The sequence below is a fragment of the Arthrobacter sp. V1I9 genome (assembly GCF_030817075.1).
GTDB lineage: Bacteria > Actinomycetota > Actinomycetes > Actinomycetales > Micrococcaceae > Arthrobacter.
Window position 1 is genome coordinate 848,359 of sequence record NZ_JAUSYU010000001.1, and the last position, 16,910, is coordinate 865,268.

The 16,910-nt window shown below is 65.7% G+C and carries 16 protein-coding genes; 9 read left to right on the forward strand and 7 right to left on the reverse strand.

Going from position 1 to position 16,910, the window contains the following annotated elements:
- Positions 1-71: 71 nt before the first annotated feature.
- The 4 genes from QFZ70_RS03990 to QFZ70_RS04005 form a co-directional block, all read right to left on the reverse strand.
- Positions 72-1,229, reverse strand: coding sequence for an ABC transporter ATP-binding protein (locus QFZ70_RS03990; protein WP_307094202.1), 1,158 nt, complete (start codon positions 1,227-1,229; stop codon positions 72-74).
- Positions 1,226-2,815, reverse strand: coding sequence for an iron ABC transporter permease (locus QFZ70_RS03995; RefSeq protein ID WP_307094203.1), 1,590 nt, complete (start codon positions 2,813-2,815; stop codon positions 1,226-1,228). The genes QFZ70_RS03990 and QFZ70_RS03995 overlap by 4 nt, the downstream gene beginning before the upstream one ends.
- 4 nt (positions 2,816-2,819) lie before the next feature.
- Complete coding sequence (locus QFZ70_RS04000; protein ID WP_307094204.1) at positions 2,820-3,884, reverse strand: iron ABC transporter substrate-binding protein; 1,065 nt, start codon at positions 3,882-3,884, stop codon at positions 2,820-2,822.
- 198 nt (positions 3,885-4,082) lie between these two features.
- On the reverse strand, positions 4,083-4,913 hold the full coding sequence (locus tag QFZ70_RS04005) for an oxidoreductase (protein WP_307094205.1): 831 nt from the start codon (positions 4,911-4,913) through the stop codon (positions 4,083-4,085).
- Positions 4,914-5,250: 337 nt separating this feature from the next.
- Here QFZ70_RS04005 and QFZ70_RS18935 point away from each other — a divergent pair, with 337 nt between their 5' ends.
- The 6 genes from QFZ70_RS18935 (at position 5,251) to QFZ70_RS04040 (ending at position 11,870) form a co-directional block, all read left to right on the forward strand.
- Positions 5,251-5,496 (forward strand): hypothetical protein, encoded by a 246-nt coding sequence (locus tag QFZ70_RS18935; RefSeq protein ID WP_373461527.1) that lies wholly within the window; start codon positions 5,251-5,253, stop codon positions 5,494-5,496.
- Positions 5,481-5,537 (forward strand): helix-turn-helix domain-containing protein, encoded by a 57-nt coding sequence (locus QFZ70_RS18940; protein WP_373461665.1) that lies wholly within the window; start codon positions 5,481-5,483, stop codon positions 5,535-5,537. Before QFZ70_RS18935 ends, QFZ70_RS18940 begins: the two co-directional genes overlap by 16 nt.
- 190 nt (positions 5,538-5,727) lie before the next feature.
- Complete coding sequence (locus QFZ70_RS04025; protein WP_307094206.1) at positions 5,728-6,738, forward strand: hypothetical protein; 1,011 nt, start codon at positions 5,728-5,730, stop codon at positions 6,736-6,738.
- Between the two features lie 93 nt (positions 6,739-6,831).
- Complete coding sequence (locus QFZ70_RS04030; protein WP_307094207.1) at positions 6,832-8,913, forward strand: hypothetical protein; 2,082 nt, start codon at positions 6,832-6,834, stop codon at positions 8,911-8,913.
- A gap of 348 nt (positions 8,914-9,261) precedes the next feature.
- Positions 9,262-10,098: an alpha/beta fold hydrolase gene (locus QFZ70_RS04035; RefSeq protein ID WP_307094208.1), complete on the forward strand. Its 837-nt coding sequence runs from the start codon at positions 9,262-9,264 to the stop codon at positions 10,096-10,098.
- Positions 10,095-11,870 carry an EAL domain-containing protein gene (locus tag QFZ70_RS04040; protein WP_307094209.1) on the forward strand — a complete coding sequence of 592 codons (1,776 nt, stop codon included), beginning with the start codon at positions 10,095-10,097 and terminating at the stop codon, positions 11,868-11,870. Before QFZ70_RS04035 ends, QFZ70_RS04040 begins: the two co-directional genes overlap by 4 nt.
- Positions 11,871-12,018: 148 nt before the next feature.
- Here the strand turns inward: QFZ70_RS04040 and QFZ70_RS04045 are convergent, their stop codons facing one another.
- Together QFZ70_RS04045 and QFZ70_RS04050 are read right to left on the reverse strand one after the other, a co-directional pair.
- Positions 12,019-12,345 (reverse strand): hypothetical protein, encoded by a 327-nt coding sequence (locus QFZ70_RS04045; protein ID WP_307094210.1) that lies wholly within the window; start codon positions 12,343-12,345, stop codon positions 12,019-12,021.
- A 228-nt stretch (positions 12,346-12,573) separates the two neighbouring features.
- The gene (locus tag QFZ70_RS04050; protein WP_104042677.1) at positions 12,574-12,918 is read right to left on the reverse strand and encodes a hypothetical protein; all 345 of its coding nucleotides are present in this window, start codon (positions 12,916-12,918) and stop codon (positions 12,574-12,576) included.
- Positions 12,919-13,053: 135 nt separating this feature from the next.
- Between QFZ70_RS04050 and QFZ70_RS04055 the strand changes: the two genes are divergently transcribed.
- From QFZ70_RS04055 to QFZ70_RS04065, 3 genes are all read left to right on the forward strand, one after another.
- Complete coding sequence (locus QFZ70_RS04055) at positions 13,054-14,271, forward strand: MFS transporter (protein ID WP_307094211.1); 1,218 nt, start codon at positions 13,054-13,056, stop codon at positions 14,269-14,271.
- Between the two features lie 19 nt (positions 14,272-14,290).
- Complete coding sequence (locus tag QFZ70_RS04060; protein WP_307094212.1) at positions 14,291-14,992, forward strand: triacylglycerol lipase; 702 nt, start codon at positions 14,291-14,293, stop codon at positions 14,990-14,992.
- Positions 14,993-15,103: 111 nt separating this feature from the next.
- Positions 15,104-16,012 carry an LssY C-terminal domain-containing protein gene (locus QFZ70_RS04065; protein WP_307094213.1) on the forward strand — a complete coding sequence of 303 codons (909 nt, stop codon included), beginning with the start codon at positions 15,104-15,106 and terminating at the stop codon, positions 16,010-16,012.
- 53 nt (positions 16,013-16,065) lie between these two features.
- Here the strand turns inward: QFZ70_RS04065 and QFZ70_RS04070 are convergent, their stop codons facing one another.
- A complete protein-coding gene (locus QFZ70_RS04070) occupies positions 16,066-16,752 on the reverse strand; it encodes a class I SAM-dependent methyltransferase (protein WP_307094214.1) in 687 nt (228 codons plus the stop codon).
- Positions 16,753-16,910: the final 158 nt, after the last annotated feature.

The following is a 16,910-nucleotide window of genomic DNA, read 5'->3' on the forward strand; positions in this document are numbered from 1 at the left end:
GGCGGGCGCCGCTGGATCGGGGCAACCCTCGATGATACCGCCGTTACGAAGCTGGAACGCCCTCCGGCCGGTCAGGATTCAGATGGAAACGCCACGCCTTCGCCCACAACGCGCAGGCAAAGCTCCATCCCTGGCCGGGCGAGGGAGGCGTTCCAGTGCCGGATGGTGATGACCTCGCCGCCGCCCGGATAGCGGTGGTCGGCTCTGCTGGCCAGTTCGGGCGGAACCGCAAGTTTTAGCCGCACAGTGGTTTCAGGGCCGAAGTAGTCGGTCTCCACCACCACCCCGCGAATGGGGCCGTCCTCGGCGATCCGGATCTGTTCGGGCCGGAGCATCAGCTGCACCCGGCCCTGCGCGGGTGGCCGGCGGACGGGGATCCCGCCAAGGGAACACGTCGCCAAGGACCCTTCCATCCAGGCGTCCAGGATTACGGCGTCGCCCAGGAATTCGGCGGTAGCGCGGTCCGCGGGGCGGGTGTACACCACAAACGGGTTGCCGATCTGTGCAAGCTTTCCGCCGCGCATCACCGCTACCTGGTCGGCGAAGGAGAGCGCTTCGGCCTGGTCGTGGGTCACCAGGATGGTGGTAACACCCGCCTGGTTCAGGACCTTGGCCACCGCCCTGCGGGTGGCTACGCGGAGTCCGGCATCGAGCGCGGAGAACGGCTCATCCAGGAGCATCAATTCCGGTTCACGGGCCAGGGCGCGGGCAAGGGCAACGCGCTGTTGCTGGCCCCCGGAAAGCTGGTGGGGACGCCTCTTGGCCATGGCCGGATCCAGCGACACCATCTCCAGGAGCTCGCGGACCCGGTCCGCCACCGCCCGCCGGCCGCCGTCCAGCTTGGCCTGGTCAAGTCCGAATGCCACGTTTTTTGCCACAGTGAGATGCGGGAACAAGGCGCCGTCCTGGGCCACGTACCCGATATGCCGTTTATGGGCCGGAACCCAAGCCCCATCGCCCGCCACCTTTTTTCCGCTGAGTGAGATGCTGCCGGTAGCCGGGTGCTCAAACCCGGCAATCAGTCGGAGCAAGGTGGTTTTGCCCGAGCCGGAGGGACCAACGATGGCGGTGGTTCCGCCCTTGGCGACGGAGAGGTTGACGCCCTTCAGCACAGCCTGCGTGCCGAAATTCCTTGTGAGCTCGGTGATCTCCAGGTGGCTGTTGGTGGACGTCGCCACGGACGGGGCGATCCGCGGTTCCGGCAGCCGGGGAGGGGATTGTTCGGTCACTGGCCGGCTACTTTCTTGGACTGCTGGAAGAGGAGGTAGGTCATGGGGGCCGAGAGCAGGATCATCAGGAGTGCGTAGGGGGCGGCTCCCGCATAGTCGATTTCGCTGCTCTTGCTCCAGAACTCGGTGGCCAGCGTGCGGGTTCCGTTGGGGGACAACAGCAGGGTGGCAGTGAGTTCGTTGGCGATGGCCAGGAACACCAGGGCAGCTCCGCCCGCAGCCGCGGGCGCCGTGAGCCGCAGGGTGACCCGGATGAAGGAGAGCAGCGGCGGCTTGCCGAGTGCCTGCGCGGCCTCATCGAGTTCCTTTGGCGCCTGGGCAAGCCCTGCCCGCAGGTTTACCAGGGCCCTGGGGAGGAACAGCAGGACGTAGGCAGCCACCAGCACCCCCGCCGTCTGGTAGATCCCCGGGACCACCCGGATGCTGACAGTTACGAAGGCCAGGCCCACCACGATGCCAGGCAGTGAGCTGGTGACGTAGTTGGAAAGTTCCAGGGACTTGCTGAACCAGCCGGGATGGCGGACGGCTAGGTAGGCCAGGGGGAAAGCCACCACAGTAGTGGCCACGGCTCCTGCCATGCCGTAGCCGAGGGTGGTCAGGAGGGCGGGCAGGAATTCATCCCCAGCCCATACGTCCGCCCCGCCTGCCGCTGTCCAGCGCAGCACGAAGAACAGGGGCAGCCCGAAGGCCAGCGCCGTGAGCGCCAGCAGGAAGAGCTGCGCCGGTACCTGATAACCGCGCAGCGGCAGCCGCAGCGCCTTGGCCTGTGCGCCTGATCCGATGCGGGCGTACCTGGCGTTCCCGCGGCTGCGGACTTCGGCGAGGAGCAGGAGGAGGCAGAAGAACACCAGGACGCTGGCCAGCATGTTCCCGGCGGCGCCGTTGAACGTGGACTGGTACTGGACCATGATCGCGGTGGTGAAAGTGTCGAAGCGGATCATTGCGAACGCCCCGTACTCGGCCAACAGATGAAGGCCCACCAGCAGGGCGCCGCCTGTCATGGCGATCCGCAGCTGGGGGAGCACCACCCGGAAAAACGTCCGCCAGGCGCCCAGACCCAGCGCCGCTGCCGACTGCTCAATGGCCGGGTCCAGCCGGCTGAGGGTGGCGGCGGCCGGGATGTACACGAGCGGGAAATAGGAAAGCGTGGCGATCAGGACGCCGGAACCCAACCCGCCCAGGGACGGGACGGCCGAAACCCAGCCGTAGCTGTTCACGAACGCGGGTATGGCCAGCGGTGCTGCCAGCAGAACCGCCCAGATCCGGGCACCGCGCAGCCCGGTGCGTTCAACCAGCCACGCGCCGGCCACGCCCAGGAGAAGGCAGAGCGGGACGGTGAAGGCCATCAGCAGGAGGGTGTTGAGGAGCAGTTCGAGGACCCTCGGCCGGAAGATGAGTTCGACGGCGGTGTCCCACCCGGTTGCCGCCGTCATGTAAACCACGTACCCCAGGGGGACGAGGGAAAAGAGGGCGATCAGCACCGCCAGGATGGACACCGCTGAAACGCCGAAAGGCGGGCGGGGGCTGCTGCCCCGGCCCGCCGTCGTCGTGCTCCCTTGAGGGGGAGCCGATAGATCAGGAATCACGAAATTACAGGAGTCCTGCCTTGGTCATCAGGTCGGTGACCTTCTGGGAGTTCAGCTTGGCAGGGTCAACGGTGGGCGCCTGCAGGTCCGCGATGGGGACAAGCTTCTCGTTGGCCGGAACATCCGAGGCGATGGCGTACTCGAAGGAGGTGCCGTCCTTGAGGACTTCCTGGCCCTTCTTGCCGGTGATGAACTTCAGGAACGCCTGCGCCGCGGCCGCATTCTTGGAGGTCTTCAGCACGCCGCCGCCGGAAACGGACACAAACGCGCCCGGGTCCTGGTTCTTGAAGTAGTACGGGGTGACGTTCTTGGAGTTCTCGCCGGTCTTGGCCTGGTCGCCGTAGTAGTAGTAGTGGTAGATCAGTGCGGCATCCACTTCACCGGCGTTGACTGCCTTCATGGCGGTGCTGTTGCCCTTGTAGGCCTTAAAGTTCTCCTTCATGCCGGCCAGCCACTCTTCCGTGGCAGCCTCGCCCTTGAGCTCAAGGAGGGCGGAGACGATGGCCTGGAAGTCGGCGCCGGACGGTGAAGCTGCCCACTTGCCCTTCCACTCCGGCTTGGCCAGGTCCAGCATGGACTTGGGCAGCTGGTCCTCGGTCAGCTTGTTCTTGTCGTAGACCAACACCGTGGAGCGGGCGGCGATGCCGGTCCACTTGCCGGTGGAGGGCCGGAATTCTTCGGGGACCTGCTCGGTGGTGGCTTTGTCCACGTCAGCGAAGAGATCGGCGTTCTCAACCTGCGTCATGGCGGGGGAGTTTTCGGTGAGGAAGACGTCGGCCGGGGACGCCGGGCCTTCCTGGATGATCTGGTTGGACAGTTCAGTGTCCGAACCCTGCCGCATGGTCACCTTGACGCCGGTCTCTGCCGTGAAGGCATCGATCCATTCCTTGGTCAGGCTTTCGTGCTGGGCGTTGTACACAGTGATTTCGCCCGAGACTGCTCCGGCTGATGCGGCAGCGGACGCTGAGCTCGTGGACGCGGGCGTGCCGCTGCCGGCGCAGGCCGACAGGCTGAGTGCTGCGCTGGCGGCGAGGGCGATGCCGGCCAGAGCGCTGTTGCGAATCTTCATTGAGGCACTGCTTTCTGGGGAAGAGTGAGGGCGGACCGGGGTCCCCGTGGGCTTTGGGGAAAGATACCCACCCGAGGAACTGTAGGGTAGGCAACCCTAAGGCAGAAGCAGGAAAGCGCTTTTAGTGACCAGCATCACATGAATTACGGAACTGTTGCGTGCCCTAATACCCGGCGCCCCCGCCCTTTGATCCCGCCCTTAGTCCTCGATTTCCGTGCTAACGCTGAGATCCTTCCACTCCTCCAGTTCAGTGAGCTCGGCATCGGCGACGGCGGCAAAGGCGTCCCAGGCGTCCTGCCCCAGCACCGCCAGCGACGGCGGGTTCGGGCTGTCCACGATCGCCAGGATGGCTTCGGCCGCCTTGGCCGGATCGCCCGGTTGGGTACCGTGGACTGTGTCGTTCTCTTTGCGCCGCTTGCCGGCCGTTTCGGCGTAGTCCTCGATCGCCGTCGCCGACTGGGTGAGTGAGCGGCCGGCGAAGTCGGTGCGGAATGCGCCGGGTTCGATGACGGTGACATTGATGCCCAGCGGATGCAGTTCCTTGCGGAGTGATCCCGAAATGCCTTCCAGCGCGGCTTTGGTGGCCGCGTAGTAACCGGAGCCGGCCGGTTTGAGGCGCGCTCCGATGGAGGAGATGTTCAGGATGGACCCGGACCTGTTCGCCCGCATGTCCGGCAGGACGGCCTTGATCAGGTCCACCGCGCCGAAAACGTTTGTATCGAACAATTGCCGGATGTCGGCGTCGTCCGCTTCTTCCACTGCTGCGCGGTAGCCGTAGCCGGCGTTGTTGACCAGCACATCGATGCCTCCGAAGCGTTCCTGCGCCTGCTTCACAACAGAGCTGATCTGGGCTCGGTCGGTGACATCCAGAGGGAGGGCCAGCGCCGTGCCAGGGAAAGCATCGGCGATGTCCTGCACTGTGGAGACGTTCCGGGCAGTGACGACGGCGTTGTGACCGTGGGTGAGCACCGCTTGGGCAAGGGCCCGGCCGAGTCCGGTCGAGCATCCTGTGATAAGCCAGGTGGCCATAAGTACTCCTTTTGGTTGAGCGGTTTACTGCATTAAGGGCGGATCAGGACTTTGAGGGATTCGCGGGAATCCATGGCGCGGTAACCATCCGGAACCTCGTCAAGGATGATGGTGCGGTCGAAGACCTTGCCGGGATTGACGAGCTTCGGTCCTACGGACTAGGTAACAGCACAATGGGCCCGGCTAACAGGGACTGTCAGACCCCCTGTTGCGCCGTCCGGTGCAATCCTGTTTGTCCTGGAGGTGGCCTGCGTCCAGGTGGTCATCGTGAGCACCGGAAGCTGCTCAGCATGGTGAAGCAGGACAAGATCCCTTCACCAGGGGAGCTTTGGTGTGGGTGGACGCGATCGTGTGGTCCATCGCCGCTACCTGGACCATGTTCGCGATGTTCTCCGCCGTGGTGGTGCTTAACGCCGATGACGCCGGTGTGCCGATCCTGCTGATCCTGATGCTGGTGGCCGGCGCCGCCCTCGGACTGGTGGTGGTGCTGCGTGCCCTGCTGCGGCAGGCAGCTGCGGTGCTAAAGAACGGCCGCGCGAAGGCAGTCCACTTCAGTACTTGGAAGCGATGTGCGGGGTCCTGAACTGCCAGCCTGGCGACCTGCTGGAGTTCGTGGAGGATTAAACGGCGCATTTGGGGTAACTAATTTCAGTGCGGCATTCGAAGTGTGACTGCAATCGCTATGTTCGTGATGGCGGCTGGAGGATAAGTTTTTGATTTAGTCGATTTGTTTTAGTGGGTTCTGGACTTTATGCAACATTTGGTTTTAGGCTTTGGGCATCCGTCGAATGCAACGGTACTGGGGGTGGTACGCATGGCTAAGGCTCGTTCTGCGTGGCGTGCCCTGCGCCCTGTGTTCCTTGCCGGCGCGGCGACCCTGACCTGGCTGACGTTTTCGTCTCCGGCGGCCTCAGCGGACGTGCTTTCTGATACGACATCGCTGTTGGGCGGGGTTACCAGTACGGTTTCTTCGGTAACGGACAAACTTGCCGGCCCTGCACCGGCTGCCCCTGCGGCCGCGCCTGCTGCTGCGGCGCCCTCGCCGGGTTTGCTTGGGCCTGTGGGCCAGGTTTCGGGGCTCGCGGACAGCATCGTCGCAGTGGTCCCGGTGGTGAACCGGGTGGTTCCCGCCGGTGCCGTGACGGTTGTTTCGGCTCCCGTCGCCGGAGTTGTTGACGGTGCTACCGCATCGGTGATGGACGTTGTTGTTCCGCCTGTTGCCGGTGCCGTTCCGGTTCTTGAACCTGTTCTGGAGCCCGTCGCTGACCTGGTCACAGGCGCCGCTCCGCTGCCCGTTGCCGTTCCCGAACTGCCCGCCGTTCCTGAGCTGCCGGCCGTTCCGGTGGATGCCGATCTTTCCGACGCCGCTGATCTTCCCGGCGGCGGCACCGATCCTTCCGCAGGCACCGTCGTCCCCGAAGGGGGCCAGGCTGTTGCCGAGGACCGGGACGCAACTCTGGAGGGCCCCGCGGCTGCGGACGTGCCCGCCGCCAGCGCTGTGCAGGGCACGGTTTTTGCCGGTTCCGCTGTCGGCGCGGTGGCCCTGGCGGGTACTCCGTCCCCGCTGTGGGCTGCCCTGGCCGAGTCCGGTGCCGGGGCCGGGGAGTCTGGGACGGCTGACCCTTCGCCTGTCCCTGCCCGGGCACCTGCTGTCCCGGGTTCCGGTGCCGGTAGCGGCACGTCGGCGTCCGGTTCTTCCGGGTCTGCGGCGTGGCTGAGCGTTTTCTCTGTTGATCTTCCTGTTCCCGGTGCCGTCCGTGCCGGGGAATCCTCTGAGCACGTCCCTGCACCGGTGTCCCTGGACCCCGGTTCCTCTCCTGATTAGTTGAGACCCGTCTGCCCCGTGTGTGGCAGAACGCGGCATTGCGGGTTGCTGAACGAGCAGCCCTTACCTCAACTATTTTCAGGAGACATCATCATGAGTTCGAACCTACGCAGGGGGATGCTTGGCACCCTCTTTGCCGGCGGGCTTCTAGCCTTCGGCTGCGCCGCGGCCAACGCCGCGGACACCATCAGCGGTCCGGACCTTTCCGGTTCCGCCCTCGTCTCGGCGGCGGCGTCCGCTGACACGGCGTCGTTGGGCCTGCTGGGTGGCCCAGCGCCGTCGGAGTCAACGGCCGTCGCCGCCGTAGTCAACGCCGCCGTGGACCTCGGAGCCGTCACCGGGACCGGCCAGGCCGCCAGCCCGGACCTCGCCGCGGCCGCTGTCGTGGATCTCGGTCTCGGCAATGCCGTCACCGCCGCACCTGCACCGGCCGCGACCGACCTCACTGCCGCTGCAGACGTCGTGGTTGACCTCGGCGCCGGCCAGGCCGCCGGCCCTGACCTCGCCGCGGCCGCCGTCGTGGATCTCGGTCTCGGCAATGCCGTCACCGGCGCACCTGCCCCGGCCCCGGCCGACCTGACTGCCGCCGCGGACGTCGTGGTTGACCTCGGCGGCGTCAACGGCGCCACCGGTGGAGTGGACGCCCTTGTGGACGTCAACCTTGGTGGCGTCAACGGCGCCACCGACGGAGTCCCCACCGGTGGAGTGGACGCCCTGGTGGACGTCAATCTCGGTGGCGTCAGCGGCGCCACCGACGGAGTAACCGCCGACGGTTTGAACGCTCTCGTGGACGTCAACCTCGGCGGCGTCAGCGGCGCCACCGATGGGCTCACCACCGGTGGAACCGACGCCCTGGTGGACGCCAACCTGGGCGGCACCAACGGCACCACCGATGGTGTCACCACGGAAGGGTTGAATGCTCTCGTGGACGTCACCCTCGGCGGCACCAACAGCGCCACCGACGGGCTCACCACCGGTGGAGTGGACGCCCTGGTGGACGTCACCCTCGGCGGCACCAACAGCGCCACCGACGGGCTCACCACCGGTGGAACCAACGCCCTGGTGGACGTCAACCTAGGCGGCACCAACAGCGCCACTGACGGACTGACCACCGGTGGAGTGAACGCCCTGGTGGACGTCAACCTCGGCGGCACCAACGGTGCCACCGACGGACTGACCGCCGACGGTTTGAACGCCCTCGTCGACGTCAACCTCGGCGGCGTCAACGGCACCGACGGAGTGACCGCCGACGGGTTGAATGCTCTCGTGGACGTCAATCTCGGCGGCACCAACAGCGCCACTGACGGACTGACCACCGGTGGAGTGAACGCCCTGGTGGACGTCAACCTCGGCGGCACCAACGGTGCCACCGACGGACTGACCGCCGACGGTTTGAACGCCCTCGTCGACGTCAACCTCGGCGGCGTCAACGGCACCGACGGAGTGACCGCCGACGGGTTGAATGCTCTCGTGGACGTCAATCTCGGCGGCGTCATCGGCGCCACGGATGGGCTAACCACCGGCGGACTCAGCGCCGTAGTAGATGCAGTGGTCGGTGTCGGCACCGGAAGCACCGGCGGTAACACCGGCGGACTGGTCACCGACCTCGACCTGGGACTGGGACTCGGACTGGGCAGTGACGGCAATGGCACGGAGAACCCCGGCACCGGCACACCCGGCACCGGCACACCCGGCGCCGAAACCCCGGGTGACGGCACCACAGGCGGCACCGGCACCGAAGACCCCGACACCAATACCCCCGGCACCGGCACCGATAACGGCACCGACACCAATACCCCCGGCACCGGCACCGATAACGGCACCGACAATGGCACCGATAATGGCACCGATAACGGCAACGGCAACGGCAACGGTACTGACACCGGCACCACGGGCACGAACAACGGTTCTGACGCCGGCACCGCAGCCACCGGTGGCTTCTCCGCAGCACCGGCCGGTTCCACCGCAGTGAGCGGCGCCATCGCCCTGGACACCACCGCCGGCAACACACCTGCCCAGGCAGGCACCACCCAGGCAGGCACCACCCGGGCAGGCACCACCCAGGGCGCCAACGCCCTGGCCAACACCGGCGCGGACGCCTCCCTGGTCCCGCTGGCCCTGCTGCTCCTGGCAGCAGGAACCCTCCTGATGCTCCGCAAGCGCAAGGTCTCCTAGGACACCAAACGATTGCTGACCGTGCCTGCACCCTGCGCCTGAAGCGGCAGCAGCCAGCAGGCTGAACGGAAGGAGGACCCCGCACAACACAAAACCAACACACGAAACAACGCAAACATGTCATCAGCACACATGTCCTTGTGGCCGATGGCCCGGCAGCGAAACCCACACACGGTTCCGCCGCCGGGCCCTCGGCGTGTGGTCACCCGTTTCGGCCGTGGCCCAGAAGTTCGTTGAGCGCCGAGAGCCCGGCGTGGGTCCCGTCTGCGGGAATCCTAGGATTCCGGATCCTTCCGCCACTAGTATCTGAGGCAAGACAAGGTCACCCTACGCAGGGGTCGGTGAAAAATGGTCGAAGCAGCAACGGCAGCGGTTTCCACGGTCATCCGCCGGAACAACGTCACTGTATCCGGGCGGGCCGACGGGCCGGTGATGATGTTCGCCCACGGCTACGGCTGCGACCAGGACATGTGGCGGAGGCTGCTGCCGTACTTCGCGGACGATTACCGGCTGGTGCTCTTTGACCACGTCGGAGCAGGCAATTCTGACATGGATGCCTACGACCGGGAGAAGTACGGGTCGCTGAACGGCTACGCGGCAGACCTGCTGGAGATCTGCGAGAGCCTGCAGTTGAACGACGTCATCCTTGTGGCGCACAGCGTCAGTGCGATGATTGCGCTGATCGCAGCGATCCAGGAACCCGAGCGGTTCTCCCGGCTCGTCCTGGTTGCCCCGTCTCCGCGCTACACGAACGACTCCGCGGACGGCTACGTGGGCGGCTTCTCCCAGGAGGACATCGAGGGGCTGCTGGCATCCCTGGACAGCAACTACTTTGCGTGGGCCGAAGCGCTGGCGCCGATGGCCATGGGCAACCCGGAGGCCCCGGAACTCTCGGAGGAACTCCGCAGCAGCTTCTGCCGGACCAATCCGTCCATCGCGCGGCACTTTGCCCGGGTCACCTTTCTATCGGACACCCGGCAGGTACTTGGGAAAGTGCCCACCGACAGCCTGATCCTGCAGTGTTCCGACGACCTGCTCGCACCGCCGGAGGTGGGCACCTACGTGCACCAGCATCTGGAACGCAGCTCCCTGGTGCAGCTGCAGGCCACGGGCCACTGCCCGCACGTCAGCGCACCGGCGGCCACGGCCGAAGCGATTCTGCAGTATCTGGCGTCCAGCCCGTGACAGCGAAGCCGGGCCAGGGTCCGGCCCACTTCGAGGCGTTGTTCAACCAGGCACCATGCGGCTACCTGGTGACGGACGACGGCGGCCGCATCACCGCGGTCAACGACACCTTTGCGAGCTGGACCGGATACAGCCGCTCGCACCTGCTCGGGTCCAGACTGCAGTCCCTGATGCCCGTCGGTGACCAGATTCTGTACTCCACCCACTGCATCCCGCAGCTGGGCATCAACGGCGCCGTGTCCGAAATCGCGGTCGAAATCATCGGAGCCGAGGGCGAACGCCGGGCAGCGCTGCTCTCGGCGTCACGGTCCCCGGCCTCCGATGCGAAGCCCGCCGTCGTCCGGGTGATCATTTTCAGCGCCCATGAACGCCGGATCTATGAAAAGGAACTGGTGGCAGCCCTCCGGGCAGCCGAGGAATCCGAGAGCCGGCGTGCCGAGGCCGAAAAGGAACTGCAGCACCTCGCCCTGCACGATGCCCTCACGGGCTTGCCCAACAGGGCGGGCCTGAAGTCGGAGCTGGACCAGCACCTCGCCGGCGGCATTGCCGGAGCGGGCAGGCTGGCCGTCCTCTTTATCGATCTCGACCATTTCAAGGCTGTCAATGACAGCCTGGGGCACGCGGCGGGGGATGAGCTGCTGGTCGCCGTGGCGCAGCGCCTGGCCTCGGCGGCGGCAGGAACAAGTACCGTGGCCCGGCTTTCCGGCGACGAGTTCGTGGTGGCGGATACCTTTGCAGGCCCGACGGAAGCCACCGGACTCGCGGCCGGGCTTCTGGAGGTCCTGAGGACACCGATGCAGATCGAAGGCCTGGAGATAGTCACGTCCGCGAGCATCGGGGTGGCTGTGGCGGAGGCTGCAGGGGAAACCCTTGAAGACCTCATCCGCCGCGCGGACATCGCCATGTACAGGGCCAAGGAACTGGGACGCAGCCGCTGGGAACTGCATGAGCCTGCGGAATCGGATCCCACTGTGGACCGGCTCCGCGCCTTGGGCGAGCTCCGGCGCGGAATCAGGGAGGGTGCCCTCCGCGTGCACTACCAGCCCCGGATTGACCTGCGCACGGGGCGCACCAGCGGGGTGGAGGCGCTGGTCAGGTGGCAGCACCCCACCCGAGGCCTGCTGCCGCCGTCGGAGTTCATCACCATGGCCGAGGAATCCGGGCTCGTGCGGCCCCTCGGCGCGTGGGTCCTGGGCGAAACACTGAGGCAGGCCGACAACTGGCGAGGGGAGGGTCCCGGCGGCGCGAGCCTTGAATTTGCTGTCAACTTATCCGCCCGCCAGCTCAATGACCCCGAGCTGGTGCTGATGGTGGAAGCTGCCCTCCGGCTGAGGAGCATCGACCCGGCGCTCCTGCTGCTGGAAATAACCGAAACCGCCCTCATGGCCGATCCTGCTGCCGCCCTCAAATCACTGACGGCCCTCAAGGACCTGGGCGTCGGACTCGCTGTGGACGACTTCGGGACGGGGTATTCCAGCCTGACCTACCTGAAGAAGTTCCCCATCGATGAACTGAAAATTGACCGGTCCTTCATCAACGGGCTGGGCTCGGACTCCGGAGATTCCGCCATTGTGGGCAGCTGCATTGACCTGGCGCACGCGGTGGGCATCCGGGCCGTCGCCGAAGGCGTGGAAACCCTCGCCCAGGTCCAGGCGCTCACGGCCATGGGCTGTGACCTCGCCCAGGGGTTCCACTTCGCCCGGCCGCTGCCCGCGCCGCTCCTCAAGGAATGGCTGGACGCAAGCGCGGGCGGCGAACCGGCCCGTGCTTGAGGGGCTTTCCTCAAACTAAGAGTGCAGCTACCCGTCTATTCGGATACAGCTGCACTCAAAGTCTGCGGAAAATCTGGAAGAAATAAGTCTGTGGCCGGCACACCTGGGCCCGATTGTTGGGCGCTGCGGGTGCCTTTCCTGCGAAGCTTTAGGCGGCGATCAGTGCACGCCTTGCGGGTGCGTGCTCCCGGCGCGGTGCCAGGACGCTGATGGTGCAAGGTGCCTGCTGCGGGTCGATCCTGGCCGGCAAATGATGGGTTTCGGAAGCGTTATGAAGCATTTCCAGGGCTTCTTCATCAACCCGTGCGTGGGTGATGTCCAGCTTCAGGTCCAGGCCTTCCCGTAAGGAATTGGCGCGCTTAACTACTACATACAGTGCGTTCACGCTGTGGATGGTGATATGCCCCTTTGCAATCACCAGAGCCTTGGCGTGGTCGAGATCTACACGGACAACGATGTTCAGCTTCGAGTTCAAGTTGTAAAGCCTTCCCCGGCATTGGCTGCGACGCTGCAGCTTCTTGCTATGGCCTATTTCTTAAGCCTCATCCAGAGTAAGGGGCAAATGTGACTCACGCAACATCTACGTAATTATTACACCGGCTAGGATGCTGAATTTGTGTCGGGGACGGCTGCACGCCGGACCAAGGCCCGGGCTTGGAAGGCTCCGTGCCTTCCCGCCCCGGCCCTCACGTCCGGACCCTGCTCAGCCCACCGCTTCGGGAAGCCTGCCGGTTAACACTGTCACCGGGGCTGACGACCAGCGCTCGCGCTCGGGCTCGAAGGAGATGACCACGGACGCATCGCTGTCCCGCGCCTCATCGATGGCGAGCAGCAGGGCATCCTCAACATGCCGCGCATATTCGAGCCGCTCGGCCAGTGTTCCCTGAAGGTCGCTGTCGTCGATCAGTGCATGGCTCTTGCCGTCCACGATGACCTTCAGAAGATACCCCTGGTCCTCGTGGAGGGATCCCCGGGTTGATGTAATCTCGGTGACTTTGTCTGCCCGGACCAGCCCGTTGCCGAGCGTACGGATCCACACTTCACCCATGAAATGAACCTCCCCTTTGGCCGTGGGCGCGAATCAGCACCCCATAAGGCAAACGCTAGTCCTCTACAAGGGTTTTGTGACCCCCAATTCTGTGCTTTTCTCTCCCGCCACGCCGGCCAACCTAGGATAAATCTGATGACTTCCCCGGATGATGCCCAGCCCTTTAGCCTTCGCAGCATCGCGGTGGCCGCTTTTGGCCCGACGCTGCTTTTCGGGATTGGCCAGGGAGCGATTCTTCCGGTGGTGGCGCTGACCGCCCGTGATCTTGGTGCTTCCGTTGCAGTGGCCGCCCTGATCGTCACCCTGATCGGGCTGGGCTCGTGGTTCTTCAACTTGCCCGCGTCCCTGGTCACCCTGAAATTCGGTGAACGCTGGGCGATTGTTGGCGCCGCCGTCGCTGCCGGCCTGGCGCTTGCCGCAGCGGCGCTGACCTCCCTGGTGCCCAACGGGCTCTGGTTGCTCGCGGTGGCGATGGCCGTCGTCGGCATGGCTGGAGCAGTGTTCGGGCTGGCGCGGCAGAAGTACCTCACCGAAGCTGTTCCCGTGGCGTTCCGGGCGCGGGCGCTGTCCACCCTGGGCGGCGTGAACCGGATCGGCGTGTTCATCGGGCCCTTCCTGGGTGCGGCCGTCATGCAGTTCTCCGGGATCGGCGGTGCGTACTGGGTGGGCGTGGTGGCGATGGCTGCCGCCGCGCTGCTGTCCCTCACCATCCCGGACCTCGAGCAGGCGGAAACGCACGACGGCGGAAGGTCCGGCCCGGAGCCGACTCTCCGCAGCGTGGCGGTTTCCCACGCCGGCGTGTTCCTGAGCGTGGGCGTGGGGATCCTGCTGCTCAGCGCCCTGCGCTCCTCGCGGCAGGTGGTCATCCCGCTGTGGGCGGACCACCTGGGCATGGACGCCACCTCGGCGTCCCTGATTTACGGGCTGTCCGGGGCCATCGACATGCTGGTCTTTTATCCGGCCGGCAAGCTTATGGACCGGAAGGGCCGGCAGTTTGTGGCCGTCCCGTCCACGCTGATCATGGGAACGGCGCTGCTGCTGATTCCGCTGACGGGATCCTTCGTGGGGCTGCTCCTGGCGTCGCTGCTGATCGGGTTCGGCAACGGCATCAGTTCCGGACTGGTGATGACCTTGGGCGCAGACTTCTCGCCGGACCGGGGGCGCGGCCAGTTCCTGGGGCTGTGGCGCTTTATGGCCGACGCCGGATCCACCGGCGGGCCAGTCCTCCTTTCCGGCGTGACGGCCCTGGCCTCCCTGGGCGCGGGAATCTCAGCCACAGGAGTACTGGGGTTCGCGGCGGCGGCCGTCTTCGCCGTCGTAATTCCCCGGCTCAGGCACCGGCGAAACTACTGACTACGGCTATCCTCAACAGATGACTCAAACGGGCATGCCCACTCGAATCAGTGCGCTGCAAAAAGGCGTGTGGTGGCTGCAGGACTATCTTTATGCCGGCGTATGGCAGGTCCGCGGCATACTCTCGCGTGTGCAGCCCGGCTCGTTCCACCAGGGCCACCGCGCACCCGTGGTGATCATCCCCGGTGTATACGAAAACTGGCAGTTCATGCTGCCCCTCATCCAGTGCATCCACGACGCCGGCCACCCGGTCCACGTGGTGACGGTGCTGCAGCGGAACAGCCTGGGCGTCCCTGCAGCCGGCCGCCTCGTGGCCCAGCACCTGGAGGAGGCGGGCCTGCGGGATGCGGTTATCGTGGCGCACAGCAAGGGCGGGCTCATCGGGAAGTACGCCATGCTGAACCTGGATCCGGAGCGCCGGATCGACCGGATGATCGCCGTCTGCACTCCATTCTCCGGCTCGCGCTACGCCAAGTACATGCTGCTGCCCAGCCTGCGGATCTTCTCGCCCCGCAATGCCCTCACCCTTCAGTTGGCCCGCGAGGAAACGATCAACCGCCGGATCACGTCCATCTACGGCCCGTTCGATCCGCACATTCCTGAGGGCAGCGTCCTGCCGGGGGCTACGAACATCGAACTGCCCACGGCCGGGCACTTCCGGATCCTTGGGGACTCCGAAACTGCGCGGATCATCGTGGAGCAGCTGAGCCTTCCTGCCTGAGCCGGTTGCCGGGTTTGAGCCATGCCGCTCTGGCGGGCGACGCCGGGCTGCAGGGTTTAGGCCCGCACCTTTTAGGCTGGTCATGGATTGGCGACCGAAAGGAGAAGCACTGTGACGTCCACTGACGGGAAGCGGGCCGTTCCGGACGAGCCGGACCACTCGCGTTCCAGCAGCTCCAGTGAGCGCCGTCAAAGCAGGTGGGCTACGGTCCTGGCGGTCCTGCAGCGGCTGTTGTACCTGGTGGTGACCATTGCTGTCGGCTGGGCCGTTTATGCCTTCCTGCTCGCCCGGCTTTCGCGTGGGCCGGAGCAGGCGTGGGTGTTCCTGCCGGTGTGGCTGATCCTGGCTTACGCGCTGCTGCCGCGCATCCACAAGATCCTTAGCAGCCTGTACATCCCGGACTACTTCATCGGACGGACCAGGACGGGCGACGGCGTACTGGGCGATCCCGTGAACCTCGCCGTGGTGGGACCCAAGGAGGAGTTGCGGCAGGCGATGCGGACGGCGGGATGGGTGGAAGCCGACCCCATCACCCCGGCCACGGCCTGGCGTACGCTCACCTCAACTGTCCTGGGACAAAGCTACCCGCAGGCCCCCGTGAGTTCGCTTTACGTTTTCGGCAACAAGCAGGACCTTGCGTTCCAGCGGGAGATCGATGGCAACCCGCGCAAGCGGCATCACGTGCGGTTCTGGAGGTGCCCGGCCGGCTGGATGCTGCCCGGCGGACTGGCCGTGGACTGGGTGGGGGCCGGCACGTATGACCGAAGCGTGGGGCTGTCCCTGTTCACCTTCCAGATCACGCACAAGATCGCCGACCGCACTGACGAGGAACGCGACTTCATCATCGAGACGCTTCGCTCGGCCAACGCAGTTGAGTCCGTGCACGTCATCCTCAATTACTACAGCGGCTACCACCACCGCAACGGCGGCGGCGACGCCATCCGCACCGACGGGCACCTCCCGATCATCGACCTGCACCCGCCGGACAAGTTGCGGCGGGTGGGACCTTCTGAGGGCTGAAGGCGCTCGCTTGGTGGAAGTGAATGACTGTGCGGTTGGCGCAGGGCTGCAGGTCAACCGGGGGCGGGGCTCGTTGCCGTGCCCATGATGTGAGCAACTGGAGGGACCAGCGGGCCCGCGGAGAAGCCGAAACGCCGGCTGGCCACCTCGGTGAACCCGGCGTCGGTGATGGCCTCGAGCGTGTTCCGGTTGAGGTGGCAGCCGCCTGCAATCCGCTGCCAGGCAGGGGTCAGCAAATCCTCGGCGGCGGCGGCCAGGCGGTTGTTGGAGCGGACATGCTCATAAAAGGCCAGTGTCCCTCCGGGGCGCAGGACCCGGCGGATTTCAGCGAGCGCCGCGGCCGGGTCAGGCACGCTGCAGAGGACAAGGCTGGCCACTACGGCGTCCGCGCTGGCATCCTTCGCCGGGATCTGTTCGGCGGCAGCGGCCAGAACCGTGACGGGAACCGGTGCGGAGGCGGCATTGGCCACCGCAAGGTCCCGGAGGCCATCGTCCGGTTCGATGGCAATTACCTGGGTCACCGTGTCCGGATAGAGAGCGAAGACGGAGCCGTTACCGGCGCCGATTTCGATGACGGTTCCGCTAAGGCCGGCAAGGATGGTCCGCCGGTGTTCTGTCCCGCCGCGGCGGTTCATCACCTCCACGGCCCGCGGGTAGGCGCGGGCGAATCGCGGGTGTTGCAGCTCCGCCGGCCCGCTCTCGCCGGACGGGACTGGACCTTGCTTTCCTGCGTCCCTCATAGCTTCCTTCTTCCGCAGCAGCGCTTGCAGCTCGAGGTGTTCGCAGCCCATCCCGGCCCGTCCTCGTCAAGGAGTTGCACACCTCCGGACTGCCGGGCGTTATTTGCCTGCCATTATCGCGCAACGAGATTCGCCTGGAGAACTACGTTCTCAAATGC

Coding starts and splice junctions, on each gene's coding strand:
- QFZ70_RS04000 (WP_307094204.1), bottom strand. CDS start 3,884: ATGAAGATTCGCAACAGCGCTCTGGCCGGCATCGCCCTCGCCGCCAGC.
- QFZ70_RS04005 (WP_307094205.1), bottom strand. CDS start 4,913: ATGGCCACCTGGCTTATCACAGGATGCTCGACCGGACTCGGCCGGGCC.
- QFZ70_RS04025 (WP_307094206.1), top strand. CDS start 5,728: ATGGCTAAGGCTCGTTCTGCGTGGCGTGCCCTGCGCCCTGTGTTCCTT.
- QFZ70_RS04030 (WP_307094207.1), top strand. CDS start 6,832: ATGAGTTCGAACCTACGCAGGGGGATGCTTGGCACCCTCTTTGCCGGC.
- QFZ70_RS04035 (WP_307094208.1), top strand. CDS start 9,262: ATGGTCGAAGCAGCAACGGCAGCGGTTTCCACGGTCATCCGCCGGAAC.
- QFZ70_RS04050 (WP_104042677.1), bottom strand. CDS start 12,918: ATGGGTGAAGTGTGGATCCGTACGCTCGGCAACGGGCTGGTCCGGGCA.
- QFZ70_RS04055 (WP_307094211.1), top strand. CDS start 13,054: ATGACTTCCCCGGATGATGCCCAGCCCTTTAGCCTTCGCAGCATCGCG.
- QFZ70_RS04060 (WP_307094212.1), top strand. CDS start 14,291: ATGACTCAAACGGGCATGCCCACTCGAATCAGTGCGCTGCAAAAAGGC.
- QFZ70_RS04070 (WP_307094214.1), bottom strand. CDS start 16,752: ATGAGGGACGCAGGAAAGCAAGGTCCAGTCCCGTCCGGCGAGAGCGGG.